At 62.7% G+C, this 21,847-nt stretch carries 19 protein-coding genes and 1 pseudogene; 5 read left to right on the top strand and 15 right to left on the bottom strand.

The window, feature by feature from the left end; genetic code table 11:
• Window positions 1-80: 80 nt before the first annotated feature.
• On the bottom strand, window positions 81-2,228 hold the full coding sequence (locus tag IMX18_RS20355; RefSeq protein WP_217190021.1) for a DUF1631 domain-containing protein: 2,148 nt from the start codon (window positions 2,226-2,228) through the stop codon (window positions 81-83).
• 242 nt (window positions 2,229-2,470) lie between these two features.
• On the opposite strand from IMX18_RS20355, the gene nadC reads away from it, so the two are divergent.
• Window positions 2,471-3,319 (top strand): carboxylating nicotinate-nucleotide diphosphorylase, encoded by an 849-nt coding sequence (gene nadC / locus IMX18_RS20360; RefSeq protein WP_004376060.1) that lies wholly within the window; start codon window positions 2,471-2,473, stop codon window positions 3,317-3,319.
• Between the two features lie 63 nt (window positions 3,320-3,382).
• On the opposite strand, the gene trxB is transcribed toward nadC, so the two are convergent.
• A complete protein-coding gene (gene trxB / locus IMX18_RS20365) occupies window positions 3,383-4,345 on the bottom strand; it encodes a thioredoxin-disulfide reductase (protein WP_015268972.1) in 963 nt (320 codons plus the stop codon).
• Between the two features lie 329 nt (window positions 4,346-4,674).
• On the opposite strand from trxB, the gene cysZ reads away from it, so the two are divergent.
• On the top strand, window positions 4,675-5,403 hold the full coding sequence (gene cysZ / locus IMX18_RS20370) for a sulfate transporter CysZ (RefSeq protein WP_015268971.1): 729 nt from the start codon (window positions 4,675-4,677) through the stop codon (window positions 5,401-5,403).
• A 45-nt stretch (window positions 5,404-5,448) separates the two neighbouring features.
• Here the strand turns inward: cysZ and IMX18_RS20375 are convergent, their stop codons facing one another.
• From IMX18_RS20375 to IMX18_RS28570, 4 genes and pseudogenes are all read right to left on the bottom strand, one after another.
• Entirely contained in the window at window positions 5,449-6,066 is a 618-nt protein-coding gene (locus IMX18_RS20375) for a GAD-like domain-containing protein (protein WP_015268970.1), read from the bottom strand.
• Window positions 6,067-6,084: 18 nt separating this feature from the next.
• Window positions 6,085-7,431 (bottom strand): DUF6861 domain-containing protein, encoded by a 1,347-nt coding sequence (locus IMX18_RS20380; protein WP_096009882.1) that lies wholly within the window; start codon window positions 7,429-7,431, stop codon window positions 6,085-6,087.
• 226 nt (window positions 7,432-7,657) lie between these two features.
• Complete coding sequence (locus tag IMX18_RS28565) at window positions 7,658-8,089, bottom strand: methyl-accepting chemotaxis protein (RefSeq protein ID WP_371034491.1); 432 nt, start codon at window positions 8,087-8,089, stop codon at window positions 7,658-7,660.
• Window positions 8,090-8,245: 156 nt separating this feature from the next.
• Window positions 8,246-9,091, bottom strand: a pseudogene (locus tag IMX18_RS28570) (PAS domain-containing protein); the annotation flags it as partial.
• A gap of 56 nt (window positions 9,092-9,147) precedes the next feature.
• On the opposite strand from IMX18_RS28570, the gene IMX18_RS20390 reads away from it, so the two are divergent.
• Entirely contained in the window at window positions 9,148-10,338 is a 1,191-nt protein-coding gene (locus IMX18_RS20390) for a glycosyltransferase family 4 protein (protein WP_217190778.1), read from the top strand.
• Window positions 10,339-10,466: 128 nt separating this feature from the next.
• On the opposite strand, the gene IMX18_RS20395 is transcribed toward IMX18_RS20390, so the two are convergent.
• Together IMX18_RS20395 and IMX18_RS20400 are read right to left on the bottom strand one after the other, a co-directional pair.
• Window positions 10,467-10,949, bottom strand: coding sequence for a glutathione peroxidase (locus IMX18_RS20395; RefSeq protein WP_015268966.1), 483 nt, complete (start codon window positions 10,947-10,949; stop codon window positions 10,467-10,469).
• 144 nt (window positions 10,950-11,093) lie between these two features.
• Complete coding sequence (locus IMX18_RS20400) at window positions 11,094-11,579, bottom strand: FKBP-type peptidyl-prolyl cis-trans isomerase (protein WP_003259610.1); 486 nt, start codon at window positions 11,577-11,579, stop codon at window positions 11,094-11,096.
• Here IMX18_RS20400 and IMX18_RS20405 point away from each other — a divergent pair.
• Both IMX18_RS20405 and pta read left to right on the top strand, forming a co-directional pair.
• The gene (locus IMX18_RS20405) at window positions 11,578-11,880 is read left to right on the top strand and encodes a DUF3565 domain-containing protein (RefSeq protein ID WP_015268965.1); all 303 of its coding nucleotides are present in this window, start codon (window positions 11,578-11,580) and stop codon (window positions 11,878-11,880) included. The two genes, IMX18_RS20400 and IMX18_RS20405, sit on opposite strands and share 2 nt — an antisense overlap.
• Window positions 11,881-11,911: 31 nt before the next feature.
• The gene (gene pta, locus IMX18_RS20410) at window positions 11,912-13,999 is read left to right on the top strand and encodes a phosphate acetyltransferase (protein ID WP_085720802.1); all 2,088 of its coding nucleotides are present in this window, start codon (window positions 11,912-11,914) and stop codon (window positions 13,997-13,999) included.
• A 135-nt stretch (window positions 14,000-14,134) separates the two neighbouring features.
• Here pta and IMX18_RS20415 read toward each other — a convergent pair whose 3' ends face one another.
• The 7 genes from IMX18_RS20415 to IMX18_RS20445 all read right to left on the bottom strand — a co-directional run bounded on the left by IMX18_RS20415 (window position 14,135) and on the right by IMX18_RS20445 (window position 21,581).
• The gene (locus tag IMX18_RS20415; protein ID WP_015268963.1) at window positions 14,135-14,845 is read right to left on the bottom strand and encodes a YiaD family glycine zipper/OmpA-like lipoprotein; all 711 of its coding nucleotides are present in this window, start codon (window positions 14,843-14,845) and stop codon (window positions 14,135-14,137) included.
• Between the two features lie 108 nt (window positions 14,846-14,953).
• Entirely contained in the window at window positions 14,954-15,598 is a 645-nt protein-coding gene (locus tag IMX18_RS20420; protein WP_013970945.1) for an MBL fold metallo-hydrolase, read from the bottom strand.
• An 18-nt stretch (window positions 15,599-15,616) separates the two neighbouring features.
• Window positions 15,617-15,964 (bottom strand): type II toxin-antitoxin system ChpB family toxin, encoded by a 348-nt coding sequence (locus IMX18_RS20425; RefSeq protein WP_015268962.1) that lies wholly within the window; start codon window positions 15,962-15,964, stop codon window positions 15,617-15,619.
• On the bottom strand, window positions 15,961-16,239 hold the full coding sequence (locus IMX18_RS20430; protein ID WP_003259615.1) for an AbrB/MazE/SpoVT family DNA-binding domain-containing protein: 279 nt from the start codon (window positions 16,237-16,239) through the stop codon (window positions 15,961-15,963). The genes IMX18_RS20425 and IMX18_RS20430 overlap by 4 nt, the downstream gene beginning before the upstream one ends.
• A gap of 168 nt (window positions 16,240-16,407) precedes the next feature.
• Window positions 16,408-17,100 (bottom strand): sensor histidine kinase, encoded by a 693-nt coding sequence (locus tag IMX18_RS20435; protein WP_025337711.1) that lies wholly within the window; start codon window positions 17,098-17,100, stop codon window positions 16,408-16,410.
• Window positions 17,097-18,704 (bottom strand): tetratricopeptide repeat-containing response regulator, encoded by a 1,608-nt coding sequence (locus tag IMX18_RS20440; protein WP_015268960.1) that lies wholly within the window; start codon window positions 18,702-18,704, stop codon window positions 17,097-17,099. Before IMX18_RS20440 ends, IMX18_RS20435 begins: the two co-directional genes overlap by 4 nt.
• A gap of 159 nt (window positions 18,705-18,863) precedes the next feature.
• Window positions 18,864-21,581 carry a winged helix-turn-helix domain-containing protein gene (locus IMX18_RS20445; protein ID WP_217190776.1) on the bottom strand — a complete coding sequence of 906 codons (2,718 nt, stop codon included), beginning with the start codon at window positions 21,579-21,581 and terminating at the stop codon, window positions 18,864-18,866.
• Between the last annotated feature and the right edge of the window lie 266 nt (window positions 21,582-21,847).

The raw sequence follows: 21,847 nt of genomic DNA on the forward strand, positions 1-21,847 counted from the left end.
ACCGCGGCGCTTGTTTCGCGGGCACGCCCGCTCCCACAGAGATCGTGCCAGCTTGCAGATAATGCGCAAGACAGTTGTACCTACCGCCGCAGCCCGTCGAGCACCGCCTCAAGCGCCCGCTCGAACAAAAGCCCGTCATCCAGCACCCGCACCTCACCTCGATGCAGTGCCCGGGCCAGGCTGGCCCCGTTCCATTCGCGTACTTTCATGCCGGTGCGGTTGGCGAACACCAGCCGGTCGCTACTGTCGACGCGCGCCACCAGTTTGCAGCGCAGCGGTTCGTCCTCGTCCAGCACTTCGACCCAGGTACCGATACGCAGGCGCTGCACCTGACGCACCGCCACAGCCTGCCCGTCGGCAAACTGCGACGGAGCACAAGCGGGTTCCTCGGCAATCGCCAGGACGATGTCCTCGGCCACCAGCACTTCGCTCAAGGGCCGGCCCTCAGTGCCGGGCTGTATCGCGGTACCCGCGCAGGCACGCAGGTGCAGCTGTTCCAGTTGCAGGAAGAATTCGCGGGTCGCTGCCGAGTCCAGGGCCACGCTGGCCAGGCCATCGCGCAGTGCCTTGAGCAGGCCCGGTACCTGCTGCAGCAAGGCATGCGGCTCATGCGGCGGAGTGATGCTGGCCAGCAGCGTGTCCATCGTCTGCAAGGCATCCCGCCAGGCCTGGGATGCTTCACCTTGCTTGAGCCAGGCCAGCAGCAGTACCTGGCTCCAGGCTTGCACCAGCATCTGTACCACCACTTGCGGCAATAACCTGCCGCGCAGCCGTTGGTTGAGAGCATGCTGCACCTGCTGCCTGGCCTGCAGTGTTCGGGCGCGCCCTTCTTCGGCGTCGCGGGTGCGTTGTTCGAGCAGCTCGTTGCGCCGCCGCTCGTCCTGGTTAAAAGCGAGGAAGTCTTCGAGCAGTTCGGCGAACAGGCTGGTATCTTCGGCAAAATCATTGAGAAGGCGCTGGACGATACGCTCCACCCGCAGGTGCAGGCTGTCACGCATACCGTCGCCGCCGCATTCCCAGCCGATTGCCGCGCCAGCGATCTCGTTGAGCAGCCGGCGGGCCGGGTGGCTGGCCCGACTGAGCAGCCCCTTGTCCAGCAGGGCCACTTTAAGCAGCGGAATGTGCAAACGCCCGATCAGCGCACGCAGGCTGGCCGGCAAGTTGTCGTCGTCCTGGATGAAGGCGAACAGCAGGCCAACCAGGTTGATCATGTCCTCGTCGGCAACATCGATACGCCGGCGTGTGCCGCTGCGCACGCTGACCCGCAACAGCAATTGTTCAAGCTGTTGGCCAAGTTCGAAATCGTCGGCCTCGTGGGTAGCGGGCACATAGTGCTGCAAATGCGAAAGCAGGCGCAGCAGGTCGGCGGTGCTGATTGGCTGGGCGGCGGCCACCGCCTGCAAACGAGGCGCGAACTTTCCACGCACCGGGGCCAGCAGTGTTTGCAACGAGGCAAAGAAAGCCTGCCCTGCCGCGTCCGAGCCCACCTCGTGGCCCAGGTTCGCCGGCCCACGACCTGCGCTCATGCGCCGATCTTCGGCACGCCGACGTGGTGCCGACGGCAATTCAGGCAGTACACCGGCGGCGGCCAGCAACTGGTTGGCTTCGCCATAGATCACGTCGACATCGCGCAACACATAGCGCTCGAACAGTTTGAGCAGGACCAGCTTGACCCGCAGGCCAACCCCCAGGTTGCGGCCAGCGTCGAGGAAGTAGCCGCATAGCGCTGCGGGCCCCAGCGGGTTGTGCTGCTCGTGCAGGGGGCGGTCGAGCAGTACCTGCAAGCGCAGGCCCAGTTGCTGCAGGGCAATACCGTCGCGTGACAGCACACGCGCGACCATGCCTTCTATCGCGCCAGCCCGTTCCACGTGGGCCTTGCTGCGCAGGTTGCCCGGCTCGACCATGTGCGCCAGCAGGTCAACCTGGCCGATACGGGCAAAGGCATCATAGAACGTGTCGAGAAAACCGCGCTCGATACTCTTGCGCTTCAGGCGCAGGTCGCGCATGGCCTCAAAATACAGGTTCTGGTCACTGCGGTCCAAGGCCTTGTCGGCCATCTCGAAAAGGGTGTCGTCAGCATTGTCGAACAAGGCCTGCAGGCCCTGACGCAACTGCAAGGCGGCCTTGTCGCGCACCTGCAGGAGCAATACCGGAAGGCAAGGCAGAGGCGCACGCCCGCCTCGATCGATGGCTGCCGCCAAGGGCACCACCTTGCCTTCTTTTTGCATCCTGTACTCCTTGCAGGGTGTCTCGCCCGAAGGGGCTGAAGATCGTCAAAGTCATGACGCCAAATACTGGTCACCATTATCGGTAAAAATCCGCATAGCTGCCAGCGCCGTTTCACTTGCTGGCTAATGACCCTGATTTACCCCGCCTGCTCACACCGGCCGACTAAAGGTCATCGCCAAGGCGACTGTACACACCGGCCCCCTGCCCTATAATCGCCGGCATCTAGCTTGTGGAGCCGACCATGCCGAACCTACGCCTTGCCGACCTGACCGCTGAAATCGAAGCCAACGTGCGCCGTGCGCTGTTGGAGGACATCGGCAGTGGCGATATCACCGCGCAGTTGATCCCGGCCGAGCGCCTGGCCAAGGCGACCATCATTACCCGCGAAGACTGCGTGATCGCCGGCACCGCCTGGGTCGATGCCGTGTTCCGCCAACTCGACCCACGCGTGGCCGTGCACTGGCAGGTGGCCGATGGCGAGCGCGCCACGGCTAACCAGCCGCTGTTCCATCTGGAGGGCCCCGCGCGTTCGCTGCTCAGTGGTGAGCGCAGTGCATTGAACTTCCTGCAGATGCTGTCGGGTGTCGCCACTCGTGCGCGCTTCCTTGCCGACCTGGTGGAAGGCACCCAGGTACGCCTGCTGGACACCCGCAAGACCCTGCCGGGCCTGCGCCTGGCGCAGAAGTATGCAGTGACCTGCGGCGGTTGCGACAACCACCGCATCGGCCTGTACGACGCCTTCCTGATCAAGGAAAACCACATCGCAGCCAGCGGCGGCGTGGCCGCGGCCGTGGCGGCGGCGCACCGCATTGCGCCGGGCAAGCCGGTGGAAATTGAAGTGGAAAGCCTGGATGAGCTGCGCCAGGCACTGGCCGCTGGTGCCGACATCATCATGCTCGACGAGCTGACCCTGGAAGAGATGCGCGAAGCAGTGCGCATTACTGCGGGCAAGGCCAAGCTGGAAGCCAGTGGCGGGGTCAACGAGACGACCTTGCGGGTGATTGCCGAGACTGGGGTGGACTACATCTCGATTGGTGCCATGACCAAGGATGTGAAGGCGGTGGACCTGTCGATGCGTTTGAGCCTGTAAGCTGATTGCAGGCATGAAAAAACCGGCCTCAGGGCCGGTTTTTTCATTGGGGGCGCTCTCGGATCAGAACGAAGCGTTGGCCAGCCCATCCAGGTAACGCTCGACATCCAGCGCCGCCATGCAGCCGGCACCGGCCGAGGTAATGGCCTGGCGATAAACGTGGTCGGCCACGTCACCGGCGGCGAACACGCCCTCGATGTTGGTGGCGGTGGCATTGCCCTCACGGCCGCCGTTGACCACCAGGTAGCCGTCCTTGAGGGTCAGCTGGCCTTCGAACAGCGAGGTGTTCGGGGTGTGGCCAATGGCGATGAACACGCCGTCGACCTTGATTTCGTCGCTGCTGCCATCGTTGTTCTTCAGGCGCGCACCAGTCACGCCCATGTTGTCACCCAGCACTTCGTCCAGGGTGGCGTTGAGCTTGAGCTCGATCTTGCCTTCGGCCACACGGGCGTGCAGCTTGTCGACCAGGATCTTCTCGGCGCGGAAGGTATCGCGACGGTGTACCAGAGTCACCTTGCTGGCGATGTTGGCCAGGTACAGCGCCTCTTCCACGGCAGTGTTGCCGCCACCCACCACAGCGACCGGCTTGTTGCGGTAGAAGAAGCCGTCGCAGGTGGCGCAGGCCGAAACACCCTTGCCCATGAAGGTTTCTTCCGACGGCAGGCCCAGGTAGCGGGCGCTGGCGCCAGTGGCGATGATCAGCGCGTCGCAGGTGTACTTGCCGCTGTCACCCTGCAGGGTGAAGGGCTTGTTGGCCAGGTCGACGGCGTTGATGTGGTCGAAGACGATTTCGGTTTCGAAACGCTCGGCGTGCTCCTGCATGCGCTGCATCAGCGCCGGGCCGGTCAGGCCATGGGGGTCGCCCGGCCAGTTGTCGACTTCGGTGGTGGTGGTCAGCTGGCCGCCGGCCTGCATACCGGTGATCAGCAGCGGCTTGAGGTTGGCACGGGCGGCATACACCGCGGCGCTGTAACCGGCAGGGCCGGAACCGAGAATGATGACGCGCGAATGACGTACTTCAGACATGTCGAACTCCTGTCGAGCGGGCCGCAGGGCCGGCATCGGTGCACCGGCTGCGCCAGCAGGAAAATTAAAAAGGACCCACGCAGCACTTGGGGAAGGCTACAACGCGCAGGCCCAGAAAGCGGAAAGTTGAGCGCACTGTAGCGAGGTCGCAAAGATTAAGGAAATATCCTTCGACAATCCACCTCATAGGCATCGTCTATTCAGCGATTTCATCGATAGCCAAGCCCTGCTGCTTTTGTTACAGCCCGTTTCCCACCCGCTGCCCGCCTTTCGTCGGCGCGGCAAACTCGGTAAGGTCAGCGCGTTTTCCTTCTCTGCGGAGTCTCTCGATGCAAGCCCCTGTCCTCTCTGGCCCCCAGTACCTGCGCGAAGGCCTGAAACTGGTGCTGAGCCCCAATCTGCGGTTGTTCGTGCTGCTGCCGCTGGCGGTCAACCTGCTGCTGTTTGGCGGTCTGATCTACTTCGCCGGCCACCAATTCAGCCTGTGGGTGGACGCCCTGATGCCGAGCTTGCCGAGCTGGCTGAGCTTTCTCACCTACATCCTCTGGCCGCTGTTCGTCGCCCTGGTGGTGCTGATGGTGTTCTTCACATTCACCCTGGTGGCCAACATCATCGCCGCGCCGTTCAATGGCTTTCTGGCGGAAAAGGTCGAGGTTGTGGTGCGTGGCGAGGACAATTTCCCCGCGTTCAGCTGGGGCGAACTGGTGGCCATGGTGCCACGTACCTTCGGCCGTGAAATGCGCAAGCTGGGCTACTTCCTGCCGCGGGCCATCGGCCTGTTCATCCTGTCGCTGATCCCGGTGGTCAACGTGGTGGCGGCGCCGCTTTGGCTGATCTTCGGGGTGTGGATGATGGCTATCCAGTACATCGACTACCCGGCGGACAACAACAAGATGAGCTGGCAGGACATGCTCGCCTGGCTGCGCCAGAAACGCTGGCAGAGTCTGGGCTTTGGCGGCATTACCTACCTGGCGTTGATGATCCCGCTGGTGAACGTGCTGATGATGCCGGCGGCGGTGGCCGGGGCTACGTTGTTCTGGGTGCGGGAGCGGAACTGAAGGGGCGAGGGGCTGCAGGGCAGCCCCTTTCCGCAGATTGCATTTTCAAAAGTCGGAGAAACTGTAGGGCTCGAGGGTGGCAATCTGAGAAAGCAGTATTAGATGCTCCACTGCCTTAACCTTCTCAAGGTTAGCAAGGTCGCTTGAGCCGCCGAACGCCAGGGCTGGAACGAACCCATACATTTCATCATGCTTTAGCATGCCCAGTTTTTTCTTTGCTGGCTCGAACATGCCATCAAAGTCAACAGACGCCTTCTCTTTCCCAAGGAAGAAACCTTGCACTTCCCTGTCCATATCCGCCGCCGTCAACTCATATTCACTTCCCCTATATCGTGAAATATGAGCCAAAATCTTTACTGAGAAACCCGTTTGCTCCCCAAAGAGATACAGGTCACCAAATGCACCGCGAGCGATCAGGTGGTATCTATCCCGCCTCTCCAATATTGTGCCTTCGATAAGCGAGGCAGTTACCTCTTCATATTCCTGGGGATTGACAGTCCAAAATATCCCGTCACCATATCCGCACCAACCGTGCTCACACCAATACTCTAACAATTTGTTCGGCAAGATCCCTCTGTATCGATCCAGACTTGAGAGAGGAACCTCCTGTCGAAAAAACGGCTCACCAACTTGCTCTACAAACAGGGAAAAAATCTCATCCACGGCGAAACCCTCAAGCAACTAGCATTTATGCAGTTTTACATTTAACAGGCCTGACCCCACACCCGATCTTGAAGCTTTCTCGGCAGCCGCTTTCAAACCATAAACTCTGCTTTTCCATTGTGGGCCTATGCTCGAGTTAACTTGCCTGTCGCCAAAGTCAGAAATAGTATCCCGTCCACCGGCGATCAAGTCAGGATTATGCAAAGCTGCGAGAGATGACATGGTTTCCTTTGCTTGCTTCACCGAGAGCTTTCTAGCTTCAATGGCACTCATAGTTTTCATCAGATCCCTCTGAATCCTCTCCTGCAACTTATCATAAAGTTCCTTTCTCGCTATTTTTGCAATGCGCGGATCTCGCTTGGCCGGATTAGCGATATTTTCGAGAAACTCTTCAACCGTCAGCCGATTCAACCCATCCTGCTGCCCCTTCAACTGCCGTTCAAACTCGCCATGCTTGGCGGGTGGCAATTTGTCGGCCTTGAAGCACGCCACGGTATGCAACGGCATGCTACCGGGCTTCCCTGTCGAGGGCTCCTTGTCTTTCCCTGCCGGCCGATCAGGCTGCATCGGTTGCGGCTCACCCACCGCCCCCTTGCGCCGCTCCGGCACCTGCAGGTCCGGCCGTTTCTTCAACCCCTCTTCATGCTTGAGCATCCATTGCCCCAGCCGCGCACCTTTGCGGCTGGCCGCCATCTCCTGCGCGAGCACCCGGGCATCACCGCGGCCGCGGGTGAGGTACGACACGATCGCCCCCAACAACAGCAGCACGACTTCCACGTGGGCTTGGGCAATCTGATGCGTCGCCCGGGATATCGCATAGGGGTCGTCCCGGCAGAGCGGGCCCGTGCCTTCATTGCCGCAGGTGCCTTCCCAGGCGAAGCGAATGCCGTCGACGTAGTACTCGCCGATACGCGGCAAGCCCTCGATGAAGAACTCGGCGATGGAAGCCAGCCCTAGCGCGCCGAGGATCCAGCCACTGACCTTGAGGCCCATGGCCGCGCCCGCGCCGGCAAACGGAATGGTTCCGGCGCCGCCGGCGAATGCGCCAACCCCCGCGCCAAGCAGGCCACCGGTAATGGTGCTGCCGGCGACGATCATCGCCATCTGCCGCACGACCATCAGCAGTTCGTCGACGATGCTGTTGATGTCGAGGTCGGCGAAGCGCTGGCGCAGCATGTGCGCCGCCTGCCATTCGGCGTGGTAGAAGGCGGTGCGGACGGCTTCTATCCGGCGCAGGTTGAGGCCTAGCGAGGCGACCTCTTCATTGAGGCTGGTGCGGAACTGGCCACCGCTTTGGTAGCCCACCAGGGCGATGACACGTGACTCGATCTCGTGCCAGGAGGGCACGAGGTAATCCAGGTACATGAGGTGTCTCCCTGACAGCGTGGGCAGGGGGAAATCCCATCATGGATTCGGATCGGAGGTTTCTGAGTCAGTTGTAGGAAAATGCGACTTCTTTTACAGCAGGTTCAGCGAAGTTGAGCTGTTCAGCCGGCACCATGGACAAGGTTGGGGATCTTTGTCGTGCCTGAGATCGAGCCCCATCTGGGCGGGGGCTCGACTGCATAGGCGCTACAAACCTCAGGCCATATCAAAGACTCAACTGGCTGGAAAACTGCCCCACCACATCCACCACCCGCTTCGCACCATCCTGAATCTCGACGATCACGCTCCCTGTCTCGTCCGCCAGTGCCAGGCCCTGCTCGGCCTGGCGCTTGCTGGTGTCGATGATCGCCACTGCCGCTTGGGCCAGTTGCTCGTTCTGCTGTACCACGCGGGCGATTTCCTCGGTGGCGGTGCTGGTGCGCGAGGCCAGTTGGCGCACTTCATCGGCAACCACGGCAAACCCACGCCCTTGTTCGCCAGCGCGGGCCGCTTCGATGGCCGCGTTCAGCGCCAGCAGGTTGGTCTGCCCGGCAATGTCGCTGATGGTCTTGATGATCGAGCCGATCACCCGCGACTGGGTATCCAGTGCCTGGATACCCTCTGCCGCCTCTTGCATCGACGCTTCCAGCCCGCGCATCACGCTGACGCTCTGGGTGACCACATCGGTGGCCTTGCGGGCACTGGCATCGGTACCCAGCGAGGTGTTGTAGGCGACATCCGCCGCCTCGGCCACCGCCTGCTCCTGGTTGACCTGATCGGTGATGACGGTGGCGAACTTCACCACCTTGTACAGCACGTCATGGGCATCGAAAATCGGGTTGTATGAAGCTTCCAGCCAGACCACCCGGCCGTGGGCATCGATACGCTTGAAGCGGTCGGCAACGTACTCGCCACGGCGCAGCTTGTCCCAGAACGCCTGGTAGCCGGCCGAGTTGGCCTCCTCCGGCTCGCAGAAGATGCGGTGATGCTTGCCCCGGATCTGCTCCAGGCCGTAACCGACAGCGCCCAGGAACCGGTCGTTGGCAGTGAGGATGGTGCCATCGAGATCGAACTCGATCACCGCGGTGGAGCGCATCAGGGCCTTGATCAGGCTTTCGTGCTCGCGGGAGGTCTCGATGGTGCGGGTAAGGTCGCTGGAATGCAGCGTGAAATACTTGATGCGCCCCTCGCTGTTCTTGACCGGCTGCAGGATGGACCGTAACCAGGCTTCCTGGCCATTGCCACGCAGCAGGCGGAATGCACCGTTCAGGTGTTCACCGCGGCTGATTGCGCCCTTCATGCGCTGGTAGAAATCCAGCGTCTTCACATGGGCGGGGACGATGTCCTCGATGTTGCGCCCAAGCAATTGTTCGGCACGGTAGAGCATCTCGCTCTCGAAGTTGCCGTTGACCATCTCGATCCGCCCCTGTGGGTCGAGTTGCAGTACCAGCATCTCGCTGTCGAGGCTACTCTTGACCTGCTCGATGGACATCAGGTCTTCGCGCAGCTGCCGTATTTCTTGCTTGAGCTTGTTGTTGAACATCACCGCTCTCCTGGAGCGCATTGTCGAATGCATCTTCATCGGCTGCCGATGCCCCCTCTTGAGCACCCATGCAAGGAAAAATTCACAAGGCGAAAAGCGTCGGCGATCAGGCGTCATCTGTACGTCACATGACAGTCACATTGGCGCAATCCAGCAGGCGGACACTTTTTGTCATGAATACACCCGCCCTACGCATTTCCCTGGTCAGCGAAACCTTCCCACCCGAGATCAACGGCGTGGCCAACACCCTTGGCCGCCTCAGCGAGGGGTTGCGCCAACGCGGCCATGAGATCGAAGTGGTGCGCCCACGCCAGGCCGGAGAAGCACCGCGGCACAGCGACCCGAACCTGATGCTGTGCCGTGGCTGGCCACTGCCTGGCTACCCGGGCTTGCAGTGGGGCGAGGTATCGATGCACAAGCTGTTGCGCCGCTGGCGTCGACAGCGCCCGGATGTGCTGTACATCGCCACCGAGGGGCCGCTTGGGCTCAGTGCACTGCGCGCGGCCCGGCGCCTCGGGGTTGCGGTGGTCAGTGGCTTCCACACCAACTTCCCGCAGTATTCCGGCCAGTACGGGCTGGGCCTGCTGACGCGCCTGCTCACCAACTACCTGCGCTGGTTCCATCGGCGCACGGCGATCACCCTGGTACCCAGCCTCAGCCAGCGCCTGGAGCTCGAACGCCGTGGCTTCGAACGCCTGGAGCTACTGGCCCGGGGGGTCGATGCCTGCCTGTTCAACCCGGCCCGGCGCAACCCCGCATTACGGGAAAGCTGGGGGCTCGGCCCGGATGATATCGCCGTGCTGCATGTGGGGCGGCTGGCGGCAGAAAAGAACCTGGGCTTGCTGCGCCCAAGCCTGGAGGCCCTGCAGAAAGCTTATCCACACAAACGTCTGCGCCTGATCATGGTCGGTGACGGCCCGCAGCGTGCCGCCCTCGAACAGCAGGTACCGGATGCCATGTTCTGCAGCGCCCAGCGTGGCGAGGTGCTGGCCGAACACTATGCCAGCGGTGACCTGTTCCTGTTTCCGAGCCTGACCGAAACCTTTGGCAATGTGGTGCTCGAAGCCATGGCCTCCGGGTTGGCGGTGGTCGCCTATGACGAGGCGGCCGCCGCGCAGCATATTCGCCATGGCCATAGCGGTGCGCTGGCCATGCCGGGGGATCAGGCGGCGTTCATCGATGCAGCCTGCTGGCTGCTGGAGGAAGAAGAGACGTTACGGCGGGTGCGCCTGAATGCGCGAAAGCATGCCAGCCACCAAGGATGGCCAGGGATTGTCGAGCAGTTTGAGGGGTATCTGCATGCAGCCCGGAACCAGGCTGCGACCTCGCCAGCTTCGAGGCTGGGTGCTACGCGATCTGTGTAGGAGCGGCCTTGTGCCGCGAATGGGCCGCGAAGCGGCCCCAGGCATTCGGCATCATGGCAGCCATCGTGGGCCGCGCTGCGGCCCATTCGCGGCACTAGGCCGCTCCTACAGGGACCGCGTCAGGCGCTTCAGGCCAAGGCTTTCTCGATAGCCTGCACCACCGCAGGATCATCCGGCGCAGTGCGCGGCGAAAAACGCGCCAGCACCCGCCCGTCCTTGCCCACCAGGAACTTCTCGAAGTTCCAGGTAATGTCGCCCGGGAACTCTGCCCCCTCACCCGCCAGCAGGCGGTACAGCGAATGGCGCTGCGGCCCGTTGACCTCCAGCTTGGCACCCAGCGGGAAGCTCACCCCGTAGTTGAGGCTGCAGAACTCCTGGATTTCCTTTTCGCTGCCAGGCTCCTGCCCGGCAAACTGGTTGCACGGCAGGCCAAGCACGTTGAAGCCCTTGTCCTTGTAATTCTGGTAGAGGTTCTCCAGGGCCTTGTATTGCGGCGTGAGACCACACTTGGAGGCAACGTTGACCACCAGCACCACTTGGCCCTTGAACGGTGCGAGGGGCAGCTCCCCGCCGTTCAACGCGTCCAGTTTCAGGTCGTGAAATGCACTCATGATGAATCCCCTCTCAGGTTCCCGGTTGCCGCGCAGGCGAATTACGCCCACTAAAAAGGCGCTCGTCCAAACCGTCCACCTCCCGTAGGAAGGCAAATCGGCTTGCCCGAGCGCCTGGCGACTTTCTGAGCTTAGCGCAGAAAATCAGTGGTGATGGCCACCTTCACCGTGGATGTGGCGGTGAGCGATTTCTTCGTCGCTGGCATCACGAACGTTGACCACCTTGACCTGGAAGGTCAGACGCTGGCCGGCCAGCGGGTGGTTGCCGTCGACAGTCACGTCGTCGCCGTCGATGTCGCGGATGGTGACGATCTGCATCTGGCCATCCGGCGCCGAAGCGTGGAACTGCATGCCCACTTCCAGTTCGTCGACACCTTCGAACAGGCTGCGGTTCAGGGTGCTGACCAGCTCGGCCAGGTATTCGCCGTAGGCATCTTCCGGCTCGATGGAAACGTTCAGCTCGTCACCGGCCTGCTTGCCTTCCAGGGCTTTTTCCAGGCCCGGGATGATGTTGCCGGCACCGTGCAGGTAAACCAGCGGTGCACCGCCGGCGGAGCTGTCGATGGTCTCCCCGGCGTCGTTGGTCAGGGTATAGTCGATGGAGACAGCCTTGTTGGCGGCGATCAGCATGGGGCAAGACCTTTTGCAAAAGTATGTAGAGCGGACAAGTGTAACCAAGCCATCGCCCGATTGCGAACGCACCGCGGACGAGCAACGGCCCATCAGTCGGATCACCGGCTTCCACCAGGACGAAGAGGGCCACTGGGTGGCCGAGCTGTCCTGCGGCCACACCCAGCACCTGCGCCACCAGCCGCCGTGGCAGGCGCGCCCCTGGGTGCTCGACCCGGCCCAACGCGCGCAGCGCATCGGCCAGCCTTTCGCTTGCGGCTGGTGCGCACAAGGGGCCGATAGCGCTACCCTTGGCCGTTAATTTCTTGCACCGCTTATTTCGAGAAGCACGCATGCAGACATTTTTCATTGCGCCGACCGATTTCGGTGTCGGCCTGACTTCCATCAGCCTGGGTCTGGTGCGCACCCTGGAGCGGGCCGGCCTGAAGGTCGGCTTCTTCAAGCCGATCGCCCAGCCTCACCCGGGTGACACCGGCCCCGAGCGCTCCACCGAGCTGGTTGCCCGTACCCACGGCATCAAGCCCCCTGTGCCGCTGAGCCTGTCCCATGTCGAGCGCATGCTGGGCGATGGCCAGCTGGACGAGTTGCTCGAAGAAATCATCCGCCTTTACCAGCAAGCCTGCATCGGCAACGACGTGGTGGTGGTCGAAGGCATGGTGCCCACGCGCCACGCCAGCTATGCGGCGCGGGTCAACCTGCACCTGGCCAAGAGCCTGGATGCCGAGGTGATACTGGTATCGGCGCCGGAAAACGAAGTGCTCAGCGAGTTGTCCGGCCGGGTCGAACTGCAGGCCCAGCTGTTCGGCGGCCCGCGCGACCCGAAGGTGCTCGGGGTAATCCTCAACAAGGTGCGCACCGACGAAAGCATGGCGGACTTTTCCACCCGCCTGCGCGAGCACTCGCCACTACTGCGCGGTAACGACTTCCGCCTGCTGGGCTGCATCCCCTACCAGCCTGAACTGAACGCCCCGCGCACCCGCGATGTGGCCGACCTGCTCGGTGCCCAGGTGCTCAATGCCGGCGACTATGAACAGCGGCGCATGAGCAAGATCATCATCTGCGCGCGTACCGTTGCCAACACGGTGCCACTGCTCACCTCGGGTACCCTGGTGGTGACCCCGGGCGACCGCGACGACATCATCCTCGCCGTCAGCCTGGCGGCGATCAACGGCGTCCCGCTGGCCGGCCTGCTGCTGACCAGCGACAGCAAACCTGACGCGCGTATCCTTGGTCTGTGCCGAGGTGCCCTGCAGGCCGGCCTGCCGATCCTCTCGGTCAGTACCGGCTCGTACGACACTGCCAACCAGCTCAACTCGCTGAACCGCGAAATCCCGGTGGACGACCGCGAGCGCGCCGAATTCATCACCGACTTCGTCGCCAGCCATCTCGACGCCGCTTGGCTGCACCAGCGTTGCGGCACCCCGCGTGAATTGCGCCTGTCGCCAGCCGTGTTCCGCTACCAGTTGATCCAGCGGGCACAGCAGGCGAACAAGCGCATCGTCCTGCCGGAGGGTGCCGAGCCTCTGCTCGTTCAGGCAGCAGCCATCTGTCAGGCTCGCGGCATTGCCCGCTGCGTGCTGCTGGCCAAGCCTGAGGATGTCGACGCGGTGGCCCGAGCCCAGGGCATCACCTTGCCACCGGGCCTGGAGATTCTCGACCCAGAGCTGATTCGCGGGCGCTATGTGGAACCGATGGTCGAGCTGCGCAAGAGCAAGAACCTCAATGCACCAATGGCCGAGCAGCAACTGGAGGATCCGGTGGTGATCGGTACCATGATGCTGGCTCTGGACGAAGTGGACGGCCTGGTCTCGGGCCTGGTGCACTCCACCGCCAACACCATCCGCCCGGCACTGCAACTGATCAAGACCGCACCGGGCTCGAGCCTGGTGTCGTCGGTGTTCTTCATGCTGTTCCCCGAGCAGGTGCTGGTGTACGGCGACTGCGTGATGAACCCACACCCGAGTGCTGTCGAACTGGCCGAGATCGCCCGGCAGAGTGCCGAATCGGCGCAGGCCTTCGGCATCGCGCCACGGGTGGCGATGATCAGTTATTCAAGCGATTCGGCCAGCGACGAGGAAGTCGAGAAAGTACGCGAAGCGACCCGCCTGGCACAAGGCGCGGCGCAAGAGCTGCTGATCGACGGGCCGTTGCAGTATGACGCGGCGGCCAACCCGGCGATTGCACGGGACCTGGCGCCGGGCAGCCCGGTAGCCGGGCGGGCGACGGTATTCGTGTTCCCTGACCTGAATACCGGCAACACGACCCACAAGGCGGTGCAACGCAGCACCGACGGGGTCAGCCTGGGACCGATGCTGCAAGGGTTGCGCAAACCGGTGAACGACTTGCCGCGCGGGGCTCAGGTTGACGATATCGTGCATACCATTGCCCTGACGGCGATCCAGGCCAGCGTGGGGGGTTAAAAGCTGGTGCTGCTTTGCAGCCCATCGCCGGCAAGCCAGCTCCCACAGGATTTGCATAGCCCTTGAGCCTTGTGCAGTACCTGTGGGAGCTGGCTTGCCGGCGATGGGCCGCAAAGCGGCCCCAGGGTTGATGCCTTACTGCTGAACCTGCCCCTGGTCATACTGCTGACCCGGAATCGGCTTCAGGTTCACTTCCACACGGCGGTTCTGCGCACGGCCATTGGCGTCGGCGTTGCTGGCGATCGGCTGGTCCGGGCCCATGCCACGTACAGTGATACGCGAGGCATCCACACCCTGCGAGGTCAGGTAGGTGCTGACCGCCTGCGCACGGCGCTGGGACAGGTCCATGTTGTGCTGGCGGCTGCCAGTGCTGTCGGTGAAGCCGACCACTTCGATGGTGTTCTGGTTGAACTGCTTGAACGAGCCAGCCAGGTTGTTCAGCGGCGAGTAGAAGCTTGGCGCGATGTTGGCCGAGTCGGTTGCGAAGGTGATGTTGCCCGGCATGATCAGCTTGATCTGGTCACCCTGGCGCTGAACTTCCACACCGGTATTGGCCATTTGCGCGCGCAATTCGGCTTCCTGCTTGTCGGCGTAGTAGCCATAACCGGCTGCAGCGGCACCCACGGCAGCAGCGCCGATCAGTGCGCCCTTGCCACGGTTGTTGTGGTCGATGGCGGCACCGGCGATAGCACCGGCCAGCGCGCCCAGGCCGCCGTATTTGGCAGTTTTGCTCATCCCGGTGGAGCCCTGCGCCTGCCCTTGGCTGTCATAAGGGTTCTGGCCGGCACAGCCGGTCATCAGGGCAGCGGCGGTTGCGACGATAATCAGACGACGCATGGTGAACATGGACAAGCTCCTACTGAATTCATGAATGCGACAGATCATAAAGGGATCTATGCCAGCCTTGGATTGCATCGGCGCCGAAAAATTCCGTGAAAGTGCCTTCATGTGCCATCAGGCACGCACAAAGGGGTTCTCGCGCATTTCGTCGCCCAGGCGGGTATCAGGCCCGTGGCCGGTCACCACGATGGCCTCTTCGTCCAGCCGGTACAGCCGCTCCCTGATGGAACGGACGATGGCCCGCTGGTCGCCACCCCACAAATCGGTACGGCCAATGCCCCGGCGGAACAGGGTATCGCCGGCGATCAGCAGCTTGGCGTCGGCAAACCAGAAGCTCATCGAGCCTGGCGTGTGGCCTGGCGTATGCAAGGCCACTCCACATCCACAGGCCAGCTCCTCGTCATCCCCCAGCCAGCGGTCTGGCGCGGGTACCGGAGTGTAGGGCACGCCGAACATCTGGCACTGCATTTCCAGGTTGTCCCACAGCGACTGGTCGTCCTTGTGCAGGTGCAGCGTGGCGCCGGTCAGCTCCTTGAGCTTGCCCGAGGCGAGGAAGTGATCGAAGTGCGCGTGGGTGTGGATGATGCTCACCAGCGTCAGCCCGTGGGCCTGCAGGCGGGCCAGGATCTTGTCCGGGTCACCGCCCGGGTCGACGACGATGGCCTTTTTGGTCAGCGGGTCGCCGATCAGGGTGCAGTTGCACTGCAGGGGGCCTACGGGGAAGGTTTCGCGGATGAGCGCTGACGATGGATTCTGCATAGGGAATACGGGAACCGGTTAATCGAAGAGGGTCTGTACGCGAGCCAGTGCATCAAGGATGACGACCTCGGGTACCGACTCTATGCGTTTGGCAAATCTGGCTTCAAGGTCGACTGTGCGCACCTGATTGCAGAGCATCACGCCCTGAGTCTGCGTACCCGCACCGCTGAGCGTGACGGCGAAACCCGCATGCCTGGCAAAATCGCCACCTTGAGTGATCGGCACTACCACAGCCAGGCCTGACGCATTGAACGCAGCGGGAGTGAGCACCAGCGCAGGTCGCCCAGCCCCCTGCTGCTCCCGTCCAACAGTCGGATCGAGATTGATGCGGACGATATCGCCCCTGGCGAACTTCACCCGTTTCACACTTCACGCCCTACTGGTGGCATCGCGTTCCAGTCGGCCATGTCCTCTGGCTCCGGTGCATCCAGGTCGCACTGAGCCATCAGCTCTTCAAGGGTGTATTTGGGTTTCGACCTGACGGGTTTGAGCACCATGGTCTCACCCGCGGTGTCCAGGCTCAAGGTAGAGCCGACTCCGAGACGCATCTGCTTGAGCACTGCAGCCGGCAAGCGAATCGCGGCGCTGTTACCCCACTGTTGAATCTTGATCTGCATGAGTATCTCCCAAGGTAGATACATAGTAGAAACCCTCCAAATGATTGCAAGCGAAATGTAGAGACGTCGTATCTACACTGTCATTTGCCCGGTATGGACAAAAGCCCTGCAACCTCAAGAAGGAAATGCCCTACATCACCTTGGGAACCTACTTTCCAGCTGCAAAAATTTGAAACGCAATCCTTGTCAGTTTCAAGGCAAAAACAACCTGAACAACCCACCCCCAAGCGCCCCGCCATTAGAGATCTCGATCCGCCCGCGCACCCCTCCGCTTTCATGCAGTGCCGCGATCCGCGCCGCAAAATACAGGCCCAGGCCGGTACTGCCGCTGGTCGAGTCGATACCCTGAATGAATTCTTCCTGGCGTTCGAGCATGCGCTGTGGATAACCCGGGCCGTCATCGTTGACGCAGATGGCCAGCTGGTTGTCTGCCTCTTCGATGGTGATCAGCAAGGCATGCGCGGCAAAGCGGGTGGCGTTGGTGATCACGTTGGCGATCACCGAGGCCACCAGCTCGCGGTCGAAGAAGCCCAGCGGGTTGTCGGTGTCGATGCGCCAGGTGGCTAGGATGTCCTTGTGCTTGAGCACTTCCTCGTGTGCCGCCAGCTGGGCTTCGATGAAATCGTCCAGTTCGTGGTAGTCCGGGCACACCGGCAACTGGTTCACGCCCAGTTTGTACAACCCCAGCAACTGCACCAGCATGCCGTTGAGGTGACGAAACTCATGCTCCATCACCCCTTGCTCGGCACCACCGCGCAGCTCCTCGGGCAAGCGCTGCATCCACTGGTTGTGGGACTGGATCAGCGCCGACAGGGAGTTCTTCAGGTCGTGCACGGTGGAGGCGATCACCGTGGAAAAATCCAGCCCCTGGTTGTCTTGATTCATGCGCCGAACACTCGGATGTGCAGTTTGCGGTAGCGGTCGTAGCGGTTGTCGCTGGCGGGGATGCCGGCCACGCTGGTCAGGGCGTCGCGGCACTCCTGCATGATCGCGGGCTGAGGGTTGTCTCCGCCGATGCGCAGCAGCGCCTGGGCAGTGTTGAGGGCGATGCTGATGTTCTTCGGCTGCAAACCCAGCGCCTTGCGGAACAGCTGCAACGCCTCGCCGAGCTGCCCTCCCTGGTAACTGCGCACACCCTGGCGATTGAGGGTGACAGCTTCGGTAATGGCGTTGAGCACGCTGGGGTCGTCCGTCAGCTTGCCGACCCTCTCCATGACCTTGGGGTCGTCGCCATAACTTTCCACACAGCTCTTCAGCACGCCGATGGCAGCAGCTTCCTGCCCCATGGCCTGCAACTGCACGGCAACGGTCAGAGCCGAATCGACCGAGAAGAACTGGTTCATCTTGTCCAGACGCTGGATCGCCTGTTCGGTCAGCTTTGCAGCCGTTTCAGGGTCGCCGGCCTGCTGCAGGCTGGCGGCCTTCATCATGCGGGCACGCACCTGCAGGCCTTGGTCCTCGGGGTTTTCCTTGGCCACTTCGCTGAGTGTGCTGTTGATCTCGACCCGTGTGCGCGCATCCAGGCCAAAACCGGCATTCCTGCTCATCAGCGCCTGCACCAGGCCCAGGTTGTTCTCGGCGTCCTTGTAGCGCGAGCTCTGGCCCTGATTCACCGCATGGCGAAATGCCTTCGAGGCACTCTCGAAGTCTTCGTTTTCCAACGCCAGCTTGCCCAGCGTCGACTGCCGGCGCACCGATAGCGGCGACAGGCGCACGGCTTCTTCAAGCATGTTCTGCGCACGCCTGGTTTCGCCTTGGGCCACCAGCACCTCGGCCATGCCATCGTACAGGCCCGGCATGATCGGGAAGGCCTTGAGCGCCTGCTCGTACACGCCCTGGGCCTGGGCATTCTGGCCACGCTTGTGCATCAGGCTGCCCAACGCCGAGTAGGCCCATGGCTGCGGGCGGCTGGCCAGGATGGCCTTGAGGAACTTCTCCAGTTCCTCGAAGCGGTTGAGGTTGCGCAAGGCATCTGCCCGATAGCGCAGGCACAGCGGGGCCAGGCGTGGGTCGCGCTTGCACAGCTCGGCGCAGGCAGCCAGCACTTCGGCCGGGCGATTGCGGTCCAGGGCCTGCAGGATCGGCTTGAGCAGGGTCTTGCGCTGGTACAGTTTCTCGACACGCTGGGCCAGGCCAACTCGGTTGAACGGCTTGGTCAGATAGGCATCAGGCTCGTGCTCGATGGCGCTGAGGACAATGGCCTGGCTGCTCTCGGCCGTGACCATGATGAATATGCACTCATGGCTGATGTGCTTGTCGAGGATCAGGTCTTCGAGCACCTGCTGGCCGTTCTTCTTGCCGTCGCCCAGGTGGAAGTCCTGCAGGATGACGTCATAGCGCTTTTGCGCGCACATGCGCAGCGCCTGCTCGCCGCTGTCGGCGGTGTCCACATCACGCACGCCCAGTTCGCGCAGCATGGAACGGGTCGACGTACGAAAGTCGGTAAAGTCGTCGACGATCAGAAAGCTCTTTTGCCCGTACTGCAGCATCAACACGACCTGCCTTGGAATGATTGAAAAATCGCGCGAGGCGATGCCACCGATAGCTGTATCGGCAGCTGGTCGGGAAAGATGAGGGTAGAGCACTGGCGGCCACGAGCCACGGCCTCGAGCCATCACTTCAACGAGCAAGACCTTGCTGGGCCAATATCACACCAGCAGCCCCAGGGACTTGGCCTTCGCCACCGCCTGGGTACGCCGTTCCACCCCCAGCTTGCTGTTGATATGGCTGGCGTGGGTTTTCACCGTGTGCAGGGAAATGAACAACCGCTCGCTGATCTGCTGGTTGGAACAACCCTGGGCAATCAGCTCGAGCACGGCCAACTCGCGGCTACTCAGGGCTTCGCCGCTGCCGATGCTGGCGCTTGGTATCTGCGGCAGGCGCTTGAGCAACTCGGCCTGCACCGGGCAGGCAGCAACTGCCTGGAGCTGTTCGAGAAGCCACTGCGGGTGCTGCTCCAGCAAAGGCTGGAACGGTTGCAACACGCCGCCCTGGGCTGCCACCAGCAACCGTGGCAACAACTGGGCGGCCTGCTCTTCCCGACCTTCGCCCAGCAACAAGCCAAGCCACTGGCACATGGCACTGACGCTGAGCATCATGCCGCCACTGGCCTGGCCGCGCTCGACCAGGCTGGCCAGGCGTTGCGCCGCGTCGTCGCTACGCGACTGGATACGCTCGAGCGATGCCTGCTGCAAGGCGATGTGCAACGGCAGCAACGGGTGGAACTCCGGGGCCGCCGCCGGTTGCTCGCCGCCATAGGTCTGACCCAGGCGCAGCAGCCAGGACTCGGCCAGGTCGATGCGCCCCTGGGCCAGCCACAACTCGCATTTGACCAGGGTGATCATGGCCAGGTAGTAGACCGGCGGCACATCCCAGATGTGCATCAGCCGCTCGGCCTCGGCCAGTTCGGCAAAAGCCTCGGCAAAGTGCCCTTCCCGGCCATCGAGCGTAGCGATCACGCAGTGGCCGATGAGCACACTGATATCACGGCAGGCCCGCGCCTCGCCCAGCCCCGCACGCAAGCGGGCACGGCCCTGGGACGGCTGCAGGCGCGATACCAGCAGGTAGCCTTCGTAAAGCGTCAAGCGGGCGCGCACGGCATACAGCCGCTGTGCCGACAGCCCTTGCAGGCGTTGCAGCCCCTCGCGCACTTCGTCCAGTGCGCGCAACACCTCGCCACGGGCATGCAGCACCCGCGCCCGGTCGTAATGGGCCAGGGCCTCGAACAACGGGTTGCCGACACGCTGGGCCAACTCCAGCGCCTCACGGTTCCAGCCGCGGGCCCGCCAGAAATCGCCATCGGCTATCGCCAGGTTGGACAGCGTCGACAGGCATACCAGGCGTTGGCCATAACGCTTGCTCGGCAAGCTCTGCAGCGCTTCACCGCAATAGGCCAGGGTGCGCTCGCGATCACCACGGCCACGGGCGATCACACCACTCAGCGCCAGCCACTGGGCCAGCATGGACTTTTGCGCGGTTGCCGAAGGCGCGGGCAGGAAGCGGCTGAGATACCCCGCCAGGTCCTCGGCCGCGTCCAACTGGCACGCCAGGCCCAACGCCCAGCTGTACAGCACGATCAGCCGCGGCGTGCTGATCAGCAGGCTGTCGGGCAGGTCCATCTTCCAGCGCAGCAACATGCCGACGTTCTGTTCGGCCAGCAGTTGCTCCTCGGACAGGCTCTGCACCAGGTCGGCGGCGACATCGAGGTAACCGGCGCGCAGGGCCTGTTCTACCGCTTCGTCCAGCAGGCCCTGGCTTTCGAACCAGCGGCAGGCACGCAACTGCAGGTCGGCCAGCGGCTCGCTGGCCTGGCGGCTGCGCAACAGGTCGGAGAACAGGTGGTGATAGCGGAACCAGTGGCCATGCTCGTCCAGCGGCACCAGGAACACCTGGTGCGCCTGCAAGAAACGCAGGATCGCGGCACTGTCGTGGCGGCCGCGTACGGCATCGCACAGCGGGGAGCAGAAACGTTCCTGGCAGGCCGTTTCGTACAGGAAGGCCTGTACATCGGCGGGCAGCATGTCGATGACTTCTTCCAGCAGATAGTCACGGATCAGGCCCTCGCCGCCATGCAAGGCCTGGGGCAAGGCCTGCTCGTCAGCGGACTCGCTTGCCGCCAGCTGCCAGAAACGCAACCCGGCCACCCAACCGTCGCTGCGCTGGATCAGGTTGTCCAGGGCCTGGCCACGCAGGCCGGTGGGTTGACGGCCGATCACCGCCAGTGATTCTTCGGTAGTCAGGCGCAAGTCCTGCTCGTTGAGTTCGACCAGTTGCCGCGACAGGCGCAGGCGCGCCAGGTGCCAATCCGGGCGTTGGCGGCTGGTGACCAGCAGCACCAGGCCGGGGGGCAGGTGATTGAGGAAGAACTGCAGGCAGCGGTCGAGCACCGGCCCCTGGGCCAGGTGATAGTCGTCCAGCACCAGCAACAAGGGAGTATCGGCTTGCAGGTACAGCGCCAACTCGTCTAGCAGGCCGTCGAGCCATTCCTCGAAGGCGAACGGCTGGTGGCGCTGGCGCATTTTCAGCAGGCCCATGGCCTGGCCGCCCAGCGCCGGGCAGTACTGCTGCAGGCCTTCGAGCAGGCGTTCGAGGAATCGGCCAGGGTCGGCATCCCGTTGGCTCAGGCCCAGCCACAGGCTACGCCAGTGCTCGGGCAGCGCTTCGCAAAATTCGATGGCAAGGGAGCTTTTGCCGAACCCCGCCGGGGCGTTGACCAGTAACAACCGCCCGCCGAGACCGGCTTGCAGCCGCTGACACAGGCGCAGGCGCGGCACATGGCCGTCCGGCAAGGGCGGCCGGAAGAAACGCACGTCCAGCAGGCCCAGGGCCTGGCTGGTGAATCCATGCGTACGGGACAGATCTGTCATGGCCGGCTCGTTCTGGTTGGAAGACTACGGCGGTATGGATGCTTGCGAGACTAGCGGGTAACGCTACGCATTTGAAGATGATGGGCGCAATTCCACTGGAAAAGACTGCGACAAAAAGCAACATGACTAATGGACAGCGGCTGGGGCGGGGGTTTGGGGAGGTATTCACCAGCTTTATTGCCTGTTCCGGCCTCTTCGCGGGTGAACCCGCTCCTACAGGGATTGCGCAGGCTTCAAGCCCAGTGCAGTACCTGCGGGAGCGGGCG

The organism is Pseudomonas shirazica (assembly GCF_015168335.1).
Classification (GTDB): domain Bacteria; phylum Pseudomonadota; class Gammaproteobacteria; order Pseudomonadales; family Pseudomonadaceae; genus Aquipseudomonas; species Aquipseudomonas asiatica.

Coding starts and splice junctions, on each gene's coding strand:
- IMX18_RS20355 (WP_217190021.1), bottom strand. CDS start 2,228: ATGCAAAAAGAAGGCAAGGTGGTGCCCTTGGCGGCAGCCATCGATCGA.
- nadC (WP_004376060.1), top strand. CDS start 2,471: ATGCCGAACCTACGCCTTGCCGACCTGACCGCTGAAATCGAAGCCAAC.
- trxB (WP_015268972.1), bottom strand. CDS start 4,345: ATGTCTGAAGTACGTCATTCGCGCGTCATCATTCTCGGTTCCGGCCCT.
- cysZ (WP_015268971.1), top strand. CDS start 4,675: ATGCAAGCCCCTGTCCTCTCTGGCCCCCAGTACCTGCGCGAAGGCCTG.
- IMX18_RS20380 (WP_096009882.1), bottom strand. CDS start 7,431: ATGTACCTGGATTACCTCGTGCCCTCCTGGCACGAGATCGAGTCACGT.
- IMX18_RS28565 (WP_371034491.1), bottom strand. CDS start 8,089: ATGCGCGGGCTGGAAGCGTCGATGCAAGAGGCGGCAGAGGGTATCCAG.
- IMX18_RS20390 (WP_217190778.1), top strand. CDS start 9,148: ATGAATACACCCGCCCTACGCATTTCCCTGGTCAGCGAAACCTTCCCA.
- IMX18_RS20395 (WP_015268966.1), bottom strand. CDS start 10,949: ATGAGTGCATTTCACGACCTGAAACTGGACGCGTTGAACGGCGGGGAG.
- IMX18_RS20405 (WP_015268965.1), top strand. CDS start 11,578: ATGGGGCAAGACCTTTTGCAAAAGTATGTAGAGCGGACAAGTGTAACC.
- IMX18_RS20400 (WP_003259610.1), bottom strand. CDS start 11,579: ATGCTGATCGCCGCCAACAAGGCTGTCTCCATCGACTATACCCTGACC.
- pta (WP_085720802.1), top strand. CDS start 11,912: ATGCAGACATTTTTCATTGCGCCGACCGATTTCGGTGTCGGCCTGACT.
- IMX18_RS20415 (WP_015268963.1), bottom strand. CDS start 14,845: ATGTTCACCATGCGTCGTCTGATTATCGTCGCAACCGCCGCTGCCCTG.
- IMX18_RS20420 (WP_013970945.1), bottom strand. CDS start 15,598: ATGCAGAATCCATCGTCAGCGCTCATCCGCGAAACCTTCCCCGTAGGC.
- IMX18_RS20430 (WP_003259615.1), bottom strand. CDS start 16,239: ATGTATCTACCTTGGGAGATACTCATGCAGATCAAGATTCAACAGTGG.
- IMX18_RS20435 (WP_025337711.1), bottom strand. CDS start 17,100: ATGAATCAAGACAACCAGGGGCTGGATTTTTCCACGGTGATCGCCTCC.
- IMX18_RS20440 (WP_015268960.1), bottom strand. CDS start 18,704: ATGCTGCAGTACGGGCAAAAGAGCTTTCTGATCGTCGACGACTTTACC.
- IMX18_RS20445 (WP_217190776.1), bottom strand. CDS start 21,581: ATGACAGATCTGTCCCGTACGCATGGATTCACCAGCCAGGCCCTGGGC.